13 protein-coding genes are annotated in these 12,649 nt (G+C 75.5%); 5 read left to right on the forward strand and 8 right to left on the reverse strand.

All coding sequences use genetic code 11. The features are described from left to right. A partial coding sequence (locus GFJ45_RS12385) for an amidase family protein (RefSeq protein WP_267128865.1) occupies positions 1 to 688 on the forward strand: 688 nt, incomplete at its 5' end. Here GFJ45_RS12385 and GFJ45_RS12390 read toward each other — a convergent pair. The 3 genes from GFJ45_RS12390 to GFJ45_RS12400 are packed head-to-tail and all read right to left on the reverse strand — an operon-like array spanning position 618 to position 2,564. Beyond that, positions 618 to 1,328: an energy-coupling factor transporter transmembrane component T family protein gene (locus GFJ45_RS12390; RefSeq protein ID WP_153397663.1), complete on the reverse strand. Its 711-nt coding sequence runs from the start codon at positions 1,326 to 1,328 to the stop codon at positions 618 to 620. The genes GFJ45_RS12385 and GFJ45_RS12390 overlap by 71 nt on opposite strands. After that, positions 1,325 to 2,059, reverse strand: coding sequence for an energy-coupling factor ABC transporter ATP-binding protein (locus GFJ45_RS12395; RefSeq protein WP_323368736.1), 735 nt, complete (start codon positions 2,057 to 2,059; stop codon positions 1,325 to 1,327). Before GFJ45_RS12395 ends, GFJ45_RS12390 begins: the two co-directional genes overlap by 4 nt. Next, the gene (locus GFJ45_RS12400; RefSeq protein ID WP_153397665.1) at positions 2,052 to 2,564 is read right to left on the reverse strand and encodes an OsmC family protein; all 513 of its coding nucleotides are present in this window, start codon (positions 2,562 to 2,564) and stop codon (positions 2,052 to 2,054) included. The genes GFJ45_RS12395 and GFJ45_RS12400 overlap by 8 nt, the downstream gene beginning before the upstream one ends. 58 nt (positions 2,565 to 2,622) lie before the next feature. Here GFJ45_RS12400 and GFJ45_RS12405 point away from each other — a divergent pair, with 58 nt between their 5' ends. Continuing rightward, positions 2,623 to 4,170, forward strand: a complete 1,548-nt coding sequence (locus GFJ45_RS12405) for an FAD-dependent oxidoreductase (protein ID WP_153397667.1) — start codon at positions 2,623 to 2,625, stop codon at positions 4,168 to 4,170. 184 nt (positions 4,171 to 4,354) lie between these two features. Here GFJ45_RS12405 and GFJ45_RS12410 read toward each other — a convergent pair whose 3' ends face one another. Continuing rightward, positions 4,355 to 4,762 (reverse strand): VOC family protein, encoded by a 408-nt coding sequence (locus tag GFJ45_RS12410; RefSeq protein WP_153397683.1) that lies wholly within the window; start codon positions 4,760 to 4,762, stop codon positions 4,355 to 4,357. Beyond that, positions 4,755 to 5,342 (reverse strand): biotin transporter BioY, encoded by a 588-nt coding sequence (locus tag GFJ45_RS12415; RefSeq protein ID WP_228386957.1) that lies wholly within the window; start codon positions 5,340 to 5,342, stop codon positions 4,755 to 4,757. The genes GFJ45_RS12410 and GFJ45_RS12415 overlap by 8 nt, the downstream gene beginning before the upstream one ends. 106 nt (positions 5,343 to 5,448) lie before the next feature. Here GFJ45_RS12415 and GFJ45_RS12420 point away from each other — a divergent pair, with 106 nt between their 5' ends. Beyond that, positions 5,449 to 5,985: a DUF421 domain-containing protein gene (locus GFJ45_RS12420; RefSeq protein WP_153397669.1), complete on the forward strand. Its 537-nt coding sequence runs from the start codon at positions 5,449 to 5,451 to the stop codon at positions 5,983 to 5,985. Positions 5,986 to 6,003: 18 nt separating this feature from the next. Here GFJ45_RS12420 and GFJ45_RS12425 read toward each other — a convergent pair whose 3' ends face one another. The 3 genes from GFJ45_RS12425 to GFJ45_RS12435 all read right to left on the reverse strand — a co-directional run bounded on the left by GFJ45_RS12425 (position 6,004) and on the right by GFJ45_RS12435 (position 9,580). Next, complete coding sequence (locus GFJ45_RS12425) at positions 6,004 to 7,131, reverse strand: L-talarate/galactarate dehydratase (RefSeq protein ID WP_153397671.1); 1,128 nt, start codon at positions 7,129 to 7,131, stop codon at positions 6,004 to 6,006. Continuing rightward, positions 7,128 to 8,078, reverse strand: coding sequence for a 5-dehydro-4-deoxyglucarate dehydratase (gene kdgD, locus GFJ45_RS12430; RefSeq protein ID WP_153397673.1), 951 nt, complete (start codon positions 8,076 to 8,078; stop codon positions 7,128 to 7,130). Before kdgD ends, GFJ45_RS12425 begins: the two co-directional genes overlap by 4 nt. Before the next feature lie 167 nt (positions 8,079 to 8,245). After that, the gene (locus GFJ45_RS12435; RefSeq protein WP_153397675.1) at positions 8,246 to 9,580 is read right to left on the reverse strand and encodes an ABC transporter substrate-binding protein; all 1,335 of its coding nucleotides are present in this window, start codon (positions 9,578 to 9,580) and stop codon (positions 8,246 to 8,248) included. Between the two features lie 149 nt (positions 9,581 to 9,729). On the opposite strand from GFJ45_RS12435, the gene GFJ45_RS12440 reads away from it, so the two are divergent. Next, complete coding sequence (locus GFJ45_RS12440) at positions 9,730 to 10,413, forward strand: RDD family protein (RefSeq protein WP_194288652.1); 684 nt, start codon at positions 9,730 to 9,732, stop codon at positions 10,411 to 10,413. 72 nt (positions 10,414 to 10,485) lie between these two features. After that, a complete protein-coding gene (locus GFJ45_RS12445) occupies positions 10,486 to 12,573 on the forward strand; it encodes a DUF6807 family protein (RefSeq protein WP_153397678.1) in 2,088 nt (695 codons plus the stop codon). The last annotated feature ends 76 nt before the right edge of the window (positions 12,574 to 12,649 follow it).

Raw genomic sequence — 12,649 nt, forward strand, 5'->3', positions numbered from 1 at the left:
CGCCGCGCTGGCCGCGGCGCTGGACCGGCCGGGCGAGGGGCTCCCGCTGGCGGGCATCCGGGTGGGCTACACCGAGGACTTCGGGCTGGGCGTGCCGGCCGAGCCGGAGGTCGTGGCGGTGCTGCGGCAGCAGGCCGAGGTGCTGACCGGGCTGGGCGCGGTGGTCGAGGACGGCTGCCCGGACCTGCGCGGGGCCGACGAGGTCTTCGACGTGCAGCGGGCCTTCGACATGGCGGTGACGCTGCGGCAGGTTGTGGCCGAGCACCGCGACCAGGTCAAGCCGGAGGTGGTGTGGAACGTCGAGCGGGGGCTGGCCCTCACCGGGCCGGAGCTGATGGACGCCGCCGTCGCCCGCACCCGGCTGCACGCCGCGGTGCGCCGGTTCTACGACCGGTTCGACGTGCTGCTGTGCCCGACCAGCCAGGTGGTCCCGTTCCCGGCCGAGGAGCGGTGGCCCAAGCAGGTCGCCGGGGTGACGATGGGCAGCTACGTGGAGTGGATGCGCTCGGCCACCCTGGTCTCGGCGACCGGGTGCCCAGCGGTGTCGGTGCCGGGCGGCTTCACCCCGGCGGGGCTGCCGGTCGGGGTGCAGCTGGTCGCCGCCGAGGGCAAGGACGTCAGCTTGCTGCGGGTGGCCCATCACCTGGCGACGACGACCGGCCACGGGGACCGCGCCCCCGAGCTGTGAGCCCCTCGCCCGGGTCGGGCTCGCCGCCCACGCCCCGGGCCAGCAGCGCGTCGCCCAGCGCGTCGGCGATCCGGACCGTCCGCACGACGGTGGGCACCGCCAGCGCGTGCACCGACCGGCGATGGCCGCGGGCCAGCCGGGCCTGGTCGGCCTGCGCCGCGGCCGCGACCCCGAGCGGGACGCTGCGGATCGCCATGGCGACCACGAGCGAGACCCGGTCCGGGTCCACCCCGAGCGGTCGCAGCGGGCGGGCCAGCTGCGCCACCAGCGGCAGCATCGCGCTGACCGGCGTGGTGAGCGACACCGCCCAGGCCAGCGCCAGCGAGGCCGCGACCCGGCTGACCCCGACCACGGCGGCCTCCCATCCCAGCACCCACACCTGCACCACCCCGATGACCAGCAGCATCACCGCCACCGCGCGGGCCACCCGGGCCAGCGGACGCCACGGGGTGCCGGTGGACCACAGCAGCAGCAGCGCTGCGAGGGCTCCGGCGGCCGACCAGGCCGGGTCGGAGACCAGCAGCAGCACGGCGATGGCGGCGACCAGGCCCGCCACCTTGGCACCGGCCGGCAGCCGGTGCAGCCAGGAGTCACCGGGCTGGTGGACGCCGACCAGCGAGAGCGAGCCGCCCCAGCTCACGGCGCCGCTCCGGTCATCAGCTGCACGTAGTGCGCCAGGGCCGGGCCTGGCGCGTCGTCGGCCACCACGCGCCCCTCGTCCAGCACCACCACCCGGTCCATGTCGCGCAGCAGCTCCAGGTGGTGGGTGACCAGCAGCACCTGCTGGTCCAGCGCGGCGAGCCGCCCGGCGATCATCTGCACGTTGCGCAGGTCCAGCAGCGTGGTGGGCTCGTCGGCGACGACGACCGCCGGCTCGGTGAGCAGCACCGCGGCGAGCGCCAGCAGCTGCTTCTGCCCACCGGAGAGCAGGTAGCAGGGGTGGTCGGCGTGGTCGGCCAGGCCGAACTCGGCCATCGCCGCCCCGACCCGGCGCTCCACCTCCTCCCGCGGCAGCCCGCTGCCGCGCAGCGAGAACGCCAGGTCCTCCCGGACGGTGGGCATGACGATCTGGTGCTCGGCGTCGGGGAAGAGGAACCCCACGGCGGACCGCACCCGGCGGGTGTGGCGGGCCACGTCCAGCCCGCCGACCTCGACCCGGCCGGTCGTGGGTCGGACCAGCCCGTTGATCATCCGCACCATTGAGGACTTCCCCGAACCGTTGGCGCCCACGATGCCGATTCGGTGCTCGGTCAGCGCCAGGTCGACGTCGGCGAGCACGGTCCGCTCGCCGTGACGCAGCCCCACGCCGGTGAAGGTCACCCCCGTCCCGGTGGCGGGCGGACCGGCGGCCCCGGCGGGAGGCTCAGTCACCGGGCAGCCGGCGGACCTCGATCGTGGGCGGCGTGGCGAGCGAGGCGCCGACGACGCAGTAGCGCTCGGTGGCCCGCGCCAGCGCGCCGAGGGTCTCGTCGTCGGCGTCGGTGTCGAGCTCGAACCGAACCACCACGTCGGTGACGCCGACCGGGACCTCGCGGCTCACGCCCAGGGTGCCGCGGGCGTCGAAAATCCCCTCGGCGCTGACCCGGCACTCGCGCACCGTCAGCCCGCGGGCGGTGGCGACGCTGCGCAGCGTCACCCCGGCACACGCGGCCAGCGCGTCCATCAGCATGTCACCGGAGCAGGCGTCGGATCCGTCCCCGCCGGTCGCGCGGTGCAGGCCGGCCCGGACCGGGCCCGCCCAGCCGTCGACGGTGGCGGTCACACCGGCGTCGCGGAAGTCGCCGCGGGCGCGGACCAGCGTGCGTGCCGCGTCCGGGTCGGCCTTGTACTCCTCGCGCAGCGGTGCCTGGGCCTCGCGCAGCTGCTGTGCGTTCATGCCCGCCAGTATGCCGCTCCCGGTGGCGCGCCGGACCGGGCGGTGTTTCGCTGGCGCTATGAGCTCGCTCTGGCTAGACACCCGCGGGACCGCCACGCCGACCGACTCGTGGGAGGAGGTCATCCCCCGCACCGGGGTGCTGGAGGTCGTCGTCGTCGGCGCCGGGCTCACCGGGCTGGCGTGCGCGCTGCAGCTGGCCCGCGCCGGCCGTCGCGTCACCGTGCTGGAGGCGCGCCAGGTGGGAGCGCTCGCCACCGGCCACACCACCGCCAAGCTCAGCCTGCTGCAGGGGTCGGTGCTGTCCCAAGTTCGGGCCAGGGCGGGGGCCGAGCGGCTGGCCGGCTACGTCGCCGCCCACCGCGCCGGCCAGGAGTGGCTGGCGGCCGAGCTGGCGAGCGAGGCCGACGGCTCCGGCACCCCGCTGCTGGAGCAGCGCGACGCGCTGACCTACGCCGCCACGCCCGACGGGGAGCGGACCGTGGCCCAGGAGCTGGAGGCCTGCCAGCAGGCCGGCCTGCCGGTCACGGCGGTGGGCGGAGACCCGTCGGTCACCGGGCTGCCCTACCCGGTGCACGCGGCGATCCGGCTGGCCGACCAGTGGCAGCTGCACCCGGTACGGGTGCTGGATCTGCTGCTGGCGCGGCTGCGTGAGGCCGGCGGCCAGGTCCTGGAAGGGGTCCGGGTCACCGGTGTGCACACCGGCGGCGGCGGGGCCGTCCGGCTGGACACCGACCGCGGCGGGCTGGCCGCCTCCGACGTGGTGCTGGCGACCGGGTCGCCGCTGCTGGACCGAGGTGGTCACTTCGCCCAGCTGGAGCCGAAGCGCTCCTACGCCCAGGCGCACCGGGTGCCGCACGGCACGCCGCTGCCGCAGACCATGGCGCTCTCGGTGGACCAGCCGACCCGGTCGCTGCGCACCGCCCGCATCGACGGGGAGGACGTGCTGGTGACCGGCGGCCCCGGCCACGTCGTGGGCCGCTTCTCCTCCCCGGCCCTGCTGCAGGAGGAGCTGGCCGGGTGGACGGCCACGACCTTCCCCGGCGCGGAGCTGACCCACCGCTGGTCAGCACAGGACTACGAGCCGGTCGACGGGATGCCGTTCGTGGGACCCGTGCCGGGCACCGGAGGGCGGGTGCAGCTGGCCACCGGCTTCCAGAAGTGGGGCATGACCGGCGGCACCGGCGCGGCCGTCGCGATCGCCGGCCGGCTGACCGGCGGCGCCCCCGACTGGGCGCAGCCGCTGGCCGACCACCCGATCAACCCGCAGCGGGCGGTCGCCACCGCACGGCTGAACGCCCAGGTCGGCGGGTCGATGACCACCGGCTGGCTGCGCGGCAGCCTGTCACCACCGCAGCCGCCCATGCCCGAGGAGGGCCAGGGCGCCGTCGGTCAGCTGAGCTCGGGGCCGGTCCCCGGCCGGCCCGTGGCGGTGAGCACGGTCGACGGGGTGACCCGCCGGGTCTCCGCCGTGTGCACGCACCTGGGTGGGGTGCTGCGGTGGAACGACGCCGAGTGCACGTGGGACTGCCCGCTGCACGGCTCCCGGTTCGGCCCGGACGGGACCCGGCTGGAGGGACCGGCCGGCCGGGACCTCCCGCGGCGCTGAGGGCTGTCGCCGGGGGTGGCAGGCGCGGCCCCGGTGAGCAACCCGCGCGAGTGCGGAGTTGGTCACCGCCCCACCCCGCCCACCAGGTGAGCAACCCGCGCGAGTGCGGAGTTGGTCACCGCCCCGCCGCGCCGCGCCGGCCGACGGTGCCAGTGCCCCACGCCGGAGGCCGCGGTGGCCGCGCTCAGTCCGCCTGCCTGACCTCCACCCGGTTGCCGAACAGGTCGTCGGTGTGGAAGCGGCGCACGCCGGGGATCTGCTCGTCCCAGCGCACCTCGCCCCCGGCGCTCTCGACCGCCTCAGCGACAGCGTCCAGGTCGGCGACCAGGAAGCACGGGTGCGCCTTCCGCGCCGGCCGGAACGGCTCCTCCACCCCGACGTGCAGCTCCTGCTCACCGGCGGCGAACCAGACCCCGCCCCTGGCGGCGATCGCCGGCGGTTGCTCGATCTCGGGCAGCCCCAGCACGCCGCCGTAGTAGCCGCGCACCCGCTCCTCGGACCCGGCAGGCACCACGACCTGCACGTGGTGCAGGCCGACGACGCGGGCCGGCGGACGCTGCTCGCTGGCGGGGCCGCCGCTACCGTCAGCCACGGGCACCGACCAGGCCAGGCAGCGCCCGCACCACCCCGGCCGTCACGCCGGCGGCGAGCGCGGCCTTGACCAGGTCCCCGGGGAGGAAGACCACCGTGCCGATCACCAGCGGCGTCAGCGACGTCTCGGTGGACAGCGCCAGCCAGCCCACGCCGAAGCTGTAGAGCACCGGCAGCCCGGCCACGGCGGCGGTGAACAGCGCCAGCGGCAGCCGGGCGCCGCGCACCCGGCGGATGGCCAGCCGCGCCAGCGCCCCGATGACCACCGCCATCGGCACGAAGCCGACCAGGTAGCCGCCGGTCGGCCCGGCGAACACGCCGAGCCCGCCCTTGAAGGCGCTGGCCACCGGCAGGCCGACCGCGACCAGCGCCAGGTAGGTGAGCACGGCCGCCGCGCCGCGCCACGGCCCGAGGACGGCCGCGGCCAGCGTGACGCCGAGCGTCTGCAGGGTCACCGGCACCGTGCCGCCGAGCAGGTAGATGCCGGGCACGAGGGTCAGCGCGACGATGAGGGCGGCGAAGACCGCCACCCGCGCCGAGTCCCGCACCGCGGTGTCGCGTTCCAGGGTGAGTGTGGTCACGCCGGTAGTGAACCAGACACGGGCCCGCCCGGTTCGCCTCGCCCGGTGGCCGGGCAGGTGGCAGGGTCGCTGACACCACGTGCACAACCGGAGGAAGGAGGGCGCGATGTGGTTCGACTCGTGGTCGGCCGTGCTGCGAGTGCTGCTGGTGGGCACCGCGGCGTACCTGACCCTGGTGGTGCTGCTGCGGCTCGCCGGCAAGCGCACCCTGGCCAAGCTGAACGCGTTCGACTTCGTGGTCACCGTCGCCATCGGCTCGGTGCTGGCCAGCGCCGTGGTCAGCCAGAGCGTCCCGTGGGCGTCCGCGCTCGCCGGGATGGCGGTGCTGGTGGTGGGGCAGGTGCTGATCGCCCGGCTCACCGTCTGGCTCCCCGGGGGCCGGCACGCGGTCAACGCCCAGCCCACGCTGGTCGCCGCCCGCGGCCAGGTGGACGAGCGGGCCATCAGCAAACACCGGCTCACCCGTGGTGAGGTGCTACAGGCGGTGCGCTCGTCCGGCAGCGGCGGCCTGGACCAGGTCGCCGCCGTCGTGCTGGAGCCGGACGGCACCCTCAGCGTGGTGCCGTCCTCCGCGGTCGGGGACGCCTCCGCCCTCTCCGACGTCCCGGGCTGGCGGGGGGAGGACGCCGGCACACCCGGGTGAGCCGCTACCCCGGCGGTGTCAGCCGCCCAGCGTGACCGTCTCGGCGGTCCAGTCGCGGGCCTGCCCGCTGAGCGTCAGCCCGAGACCGGGCCGGTCGGGCACCAGCATGGTGCCGTCGGCCAGCTCCAGGCGCTCCTCGAACAGCGGCTCCAGCCAGTCGAAGTGCTCCACCCAGACCCCGTGCTCGTAGGCCGCCGCCAGGTGCACGTGCAGCTCCATCGCGAAGTGCGGCGCGACGTCGACGCGGGCCTCGGCCGCGGCGGCCGCGATCTTGAGGAACTGGGTGATGCCGCCGACCCGCGCGGCGTCCGGCTGCAGCACGTCCACCGAGCGGTGCCGGAGCAGCTCGGCGTGCTCGCCGGGGCTGGTCAGCATCTCACCGGTGGCGACCGGGGTGTCCAGCGCGGCGTTGAGCCGGGCGTGTCCCTCGGCGTCGTAGGCGTCCAGCGGCTCCTCGATCCAGGTCAGCCCGTAGGGCTCCAGCTGCCGGCACACCCGCAGCGCGGTGGCCCGGTCCCACTGCTGGTTGGCGTCGACCATGAGGGCCACGTGGTCGGGCAGCGCCTCCCGCAGCGCGGCGACCCGCGCCAGGTCCTGCGCCGCCTCGGGGTGGCCGACCTTGACCTTGATGCCGCCGATGCCGGACTCGACCGCGCCGGCGGCGTTGTCGAGGACCTCCTCCAGCGGCGAGGACAGGAACCCGCCGGAGGTGTTGTAGGCCGGGACCGCGTCGCGGTGGGCGCCCAGCAGCTTGGCCAGCGGGAGCCCGGCCCGGCGGGCCTTCAGGTCCCACAGCGCGATGTCGAGCGCGGCGACCGCCTGGGTGGCCAGCCCGCTACGCCCGACCGAGGCCCCGGCCCACACCAGGTGGGTCCACAGCCGCTGGATGTCGCTGGGGTCCTGGCCCAGCAGCTCCCCGGCGACCTCGGCGGCGTGGGCGTACTGCCCCGGCCCGCCGGCCCGCTTGCTGTAGCTGATGCCCAGCCCCTGGTGGCCGTCCGCGGTGGTCACCTCGGCGGTGAGCACCTGCACCTCGGTCAGTGGCTTCTGCCGGCCGGTGAGGACCTTGGCGTCGCTGATCGCCCGCGGTAGCGGCAGCACCACCCGGGAGAGGGTGACCTCGGTGACCGCGTCGGTCTGGCTCACCGGCCCGCCCCTGCGGCGGGCTGGCCGGCGCCGGCACCGACGGTGCGCACGAGGACGTCCAGCTCGGCCTGCTCGGCCTCGGTGAGGTCCTGCAGCGGCGGGCGGACCGGCCCGGCGTCGCGGCCGACCGAGCGCAGCCCGGCCTTGACGATCGAGACGCCGTAGCCCTTGGCGCGGTCGCGGATGGCCAGGTAGGGCAGCACGAACTGCTCGAGCCGGGCGGTCACCGCCTTGCCGTCCTGGGCGCGCACGTCACGGTAGAAGTCGAGGGCGAACTCGGGCAGGAAGTTGTACAGCGCCGAGGAGTAGGTGCTCACCCCCATCTGCAGCAGCGGCAGCGCGAACGTCTCGGCGGTGGGCAGCCCGCCCAGGTAGAAGAACCGGTCACCGAGCCGGGTGACGACCTGGGCCAGCTGCTCCAGGTCGCCGACGCCGTCCTTGAAGCCGATCAGGCTGGGGTGCTCAGCGGCGAGCCCGGCGAGGGTGTCGGCACCGTAGCGGGCGTTGGCCCGGTTGTAGACGATGACCGGCAGGTCACTGGCCCGGCACACCGCGGCGACGTGGGCGGCCAAACCCCGCTGGTCGCACTCGGTGAGGTAGGGCGGCAGCAGCAGCAGCCCGTCGGCGCCGGCCTCGGCGGCGGCGCGGGCGTCGGCGACCGCCTGCGCGGTGTTGCCGGTGGCGCTGCCCAGGACCGGCAGCCGGCCGTCGACCTCCTCGACAGCGGCCCGGACCACGGTGGCGCGCTCCTCACCGGTGAGGCTGAACCCCTCCCCCGTGCCGCCGGCGATGAACAGCCCCGCCACGCCCTTGCTGGCCTGCCAGCCCAGGTGCTCCCGGAACCGGCCCTGGTCCAGCTCCAGGTCCGCGGTGAACGGCGTCACGGGGAAGGACAGCAGCCCGTCGCGCAGCTTCTGGGCGAGTTCGGTGGGGGTCAGCCTGGGCACGGGTGCTCCTCGGGTGGGCGTGGCGGGCGGGGTCGGTGGTGTCGGGACGTGGCTGGGCTCGGTTGCTCAGACGGTAGCGGCCCACGGGGGACCGTGGGCCGCTACCGACGGAGCAGGGGTGGCCCGGCGGCAGCTGCGCCGGCCCACCCCTGCCCCATCATGGTCGGTCAGCCGGCGATGGCGGACTCGATCTCCGCGTAGGCGGCCTCGGCAGCCTCGGCCGGGGTCTGCCGCTCGAAGAAGACCTCCATCTCGTACCGCATGAGGATCTCCTGGATGGCGCTGTAGCCCAGCGGCGGGATCGGCTTCGCGTCGCCCAGCTCGTCCTCGATGTCCTGGAGGAACTCGGCGGCGCGCTGGTCGGCCTCACCCAGCTCCGGGACCACGGCGTCGCGGACGGTCTGGCTGGCCGGCAGGCCGCGGTCGGCCAGGTTGATCATCCCGGCCTCCTCGGAGTTGATCATGAAGTCGATGAAGTCCTGGACCACGTCCGGGTGCTCGGTGTTGGCGTTGCCGGACATGAACATCGAGGACTTGTAGTACAGCCCGTGCCCGGTGTCGGTGCCCTCGGTCTGCGGCATCCGCAGCGGCACCAGGTCGGCGCCGGAGGTCTCGCTCAGCGACGCGATCTGGTTGGTCCACCAGTGCCCCATCGCCACCTGCCCGGTGCCGGTCAGTGACTGGTCGGGGCCGGTGTTCTGGTCCTCGGAGAGGATCGAGGGCTGCGGCAGCGCGCCCTGCTTGAGCAGGTCCAGCTGCAGCTGGAAGTACTGCTCCAGGTCGGCGGACTCGAAGGCCAGCTCACCGCTCTCGTTGATCAGGTCCTTGCCCTGCTGGCGCAGCCAGACCTCCAGCCCGGAGGGCTCGTTCGGGGTGGTGGCGCCGTAGAACTCGCTGTTCTGGTCGATCTCGGCGGCGATGTCGCCGTAGTCCTGCCAGGTCCAGGACTGGTCGTCCGGCATCTCGACGCCGGCGGCCTCGAAGATCTGCGGGTTGGCCATGATGACGATGGCGTTGATGCCGGTGGCGATGCCGAACCGGCCCTCCGGCGTCTCGCCGGTGGCCACCGTGTCCTCGGAGATGTCGGACACGTCGACGTCCTGCAGGTCCAGCAGGGCGCCCCGGTCGGCGTACTCACGGATGTACTTCTCATCCATCTGGATGATGTCCGGGGCGTCGCTCGCGGCGACCTGCGTCGCCAGCTTGTCCCAGTAGCCGCTCCAGTCGCCGGGCTCGGGCTGGATGTCGACGTCGGGGTTCTGCTCCTCGTACGCGGCGATGATCTCCTCGGTCGCCTGGTGGCGGGTGTCGGAGCCCCACCAGGCGAACCGGAGCGTGATCTGCCCGTCGTCGCCGTTCTCCCCGCCGTCGCCTCCGGCGCCGCCGCTGTCCCCGCTGCCGCAGGCGCTCAGGGTCAGCGCCGCCGCGGCACCCAGGGCCACGGTCCTGGCCCAGGTCCTGCGCGGGCGGCCTCCGCCGCCGATGGGTGTGGCTGAGATCATGTCCGGTGCCTCCTCGTTGAGCCGGTTACTCGGTGGCCGCCTCGGCACGGCCATCGCTGGGAAAGCGATTTCCAAGCACTGTAGGCCACCGCCAGGAGGTGGGTCAAGGCAGGCAGATAACGTTTTCCCAACGGCTCCCCTTGCCGCTGGTGAGCGTCCTGGGCCAGCCTGACGACGGCACGGCCACCCGGCCGGCCGCCACCCCGGCCGGGCGCTGCCCGGGCGGCCAGCAGGAGGGGCCCCACATGACTCAGCGGCAGCCCGCCGCCCGGACGGTGCCGCGGGTGCACCCGCTCGCCCGCGACCGGGTGCTGGCCTACGGCATGGACTGCGTCCTGTACTTCGGCCTCGCGGTCGCCACCGTGCCGGCCGGGCTGCTCGCCCACCAGCTCGGCTGGGGCGGGAGCAGAGCGTTCGTGGTCGCGGCCAGCAGCGTGCCGGTGCTCGCCGCCACGCTGTACGCCACCGCACGCGAGTCCGGGGCGGCAGCCGCGACCTGGGGCAAGCGGCGCCTCGGCCTCACCGTCCGGGCACCGGCGGGCCGGCCGGGGGCCGGCCGGGCGCTGGCGCGGAACGTGGTCAAGATCGGGCTCCCCTGGACGCTCGGGCACCTGGTGGCGATCGGTGCCGCGACCGGCGGGTTCGAAACCGGTGACCTGCTCACTTTGGCTGCCACGGTGGTCACCTACCCGCTGCTGGCGGTCATGGTCGGCACCGTCGCGCTGGGCGCCGGGCGGGGCCTGCACGACCGGCTGGCCGGGACCGGGGTGGAGCGGGTCACGCCGGCCGAGCCGTCCTCCCCTGGGTTGGGCGGGGCCCGGGCCGGCCCTTGACACGGTCACCGCGCCGGGTAGCCTGGGAAATCGGTTTCCCACCCGTTGCCCGACCCCGCTCGAGGAGCCGCCATGACCTCCGCCGCCCCGCCGCCTGCGCCGGCCCACCCGCACCCGGCCCGCGTCGCCCTGGTGGGTGCCCGCGGCTTCGGGGCGCACCACCTGGTGACCCTGCAGCGCCTGGTCGAGGAGGGCCGGGTGGACCTGGTGGGCCACGCCGACCCGGTGGGACCGGTGGCGGGCGCGGGCAGCCACTACCCCGACCTGACCGCGCTGCTGGGCGGCGGGGCCCGCCCGGACGTGGTCGTGGTCGCCACCCCGATCCACACCCACCACGCGCTGGCGACCGAGGCGCTGCGGGCGGGCGCGGACGTGTTGCTGGAGAAGCCGCCGACCGCCTCGCAGACGCAGTTCGAGGACCTGCTGGCCACCGCGGCCGAGACCGGGCGGCGGGTGCAGGTCGGGTTCCAGAGCCTGGGCTCGCACGCGCTGCCGGCGGTGCAGCAGCTGCTGGCCTCGGGCCGGATCGGACGGCTGCGCGCGGTGAGCGCCACCGGGCTGTGGCTGCGCACCCGCGTCTACTTCGACCGCTCCCCGTGGGCCGGGCGCCGCCGGCTGGGGGACACCGACGTGGTGGACGGCGTCGCGACCAACCCGCTGGCGCACGCGGTCACCACGGCACTCGCGGTCGCCGGGGCGCGCACCGCTGAGGACGTCGCGGACGTCGCCGTCGAGCTGTTCCACGCCCACGAGGGCATCGAGTCCGACGACACCTCGGTGGTGCGGGTCCGCACCGCCGACGGGATCCCGGTGACCTGCGCGCTGACGCTGGTCGCCCCCGAGCAGCAGGACCCCTGGATCACGATCGAGGGCACCGAGGGCCGGGCGGTGCTGCACTACACCAGCGACGTGCTGGAGGTCACCACCGCCGAGGGCACCACCGAGGAACGGTACGGCCGGACGGTGCTGCTGGAGGACCTGCTGGACCGCCGCGCCGACGGCGGCGAGCTGCAGGTGCCGCTGGCCTCCACCGGCGCGTTCACCCGCGTCCTCGAGGCGGTCCGCACCGCCCCGGCCCCCCGGCCCGTCGACCCCGACTACGTCAGCTGGGTCGGGGAAGGCCCGGAGGCGCACCCGGTCGTCGCCGGGATCGTCGAGCTCACCGAGCGGGTGACCGCCTCCCAGCAGGGGCTGGCCGACCTGGGCGTGCCGTGGGCGCTCCCCGAGGACGGCAGTCCACCCGACCTGGAGCTGGGGCTGGCGGGCCGCACCGTCGCCCGGGTCCGCGGCCCGGAGGGCGTGGCCGCCACCTCCTCGCCCCGGCCGGTGCTGCACCCGGTCCGCACCCTCGCGGGCACCGCGGTCACCGACCACCAGCCGACCGACCACGTCTGGCACCTGGGCGTCGGGGTGGCCGTCCAGGACGTCGCCGGCCACAACCTGTGGGGCGGGCGCACCTTCACCCGCGCCGACGGCCGCTACGTCTGGCGCGACGACCACGGCCAGGTAGCGGCCACCGCCCGCGAGCTGACCCCCGCTGGGGACCGCCCGGGCCGGCTGGCCGAGGAGCTGGACTGGGTCGGAGCCGACGGCGCGGTGCTGCTGCGGGAGCGGCGCGGCTGGACCTGGCAGCTACTGCCGGCGCCGTGGGAGGGGCGCGGCTGGGCCCTGGGGCTGGAGTTCACCCTCGCTCCCGCCGGGGAGCAGCCGGTCGAGCTGGGCAGCCCCGGCTCGAACGGGCGCCCCGGCGGTGGCTACGGCGGGTTCTTCTGGCGGCTGCCCCCGGTCACCGAGGCCGACGTGCTCACCGAGGCCACCCACGGTGAGGAGGACGTGCACGGCACGGTCGCCCCGTGGCTGGCGCTGACCGCCCGGGTGCACGCGCCCGGGTGGGCGGTTCCGCCCGGCACGCCGGGGCAGGACGCCTCGCTGGTGCTCGCCGCCGACGACCCCGACCCGTGGTTCGTGCGGCTCTCGGGGTACCCCGGTGTCGGCCGGTCGCTGGCCTGGGAGGAGCCGGTCACCACCTCCGCCGAGCAGCCGCTCACCCGCTGGGTGCAGGTCGCCGTGCTTGACGGGCGGGTCACCGCCGGCGAGGCCGCCGAGGTCGCCTCGCTGCTGCCGCAGGCGCTGGGCGACCCGGCCGGGGCGACCAGGTGACCGCCACCGCCGCCCAGGCGGGGGCCGCCGCGCACCGGCTCGTCGCAGACGCGGCGGAGCTGACCGAGCAGCAGCT

Origin of the sequence: Ornithinicoccus halotolerans (assembly GCF_009602535.1) — a bacterium.
Taxonomy (GTDB): Bacteria; Actinomycetota; Actinomycetes; order Actinomycetales; family Dermatophilaceae; genus Ornithinicoccus; species Ornithinicoccus halotolerans.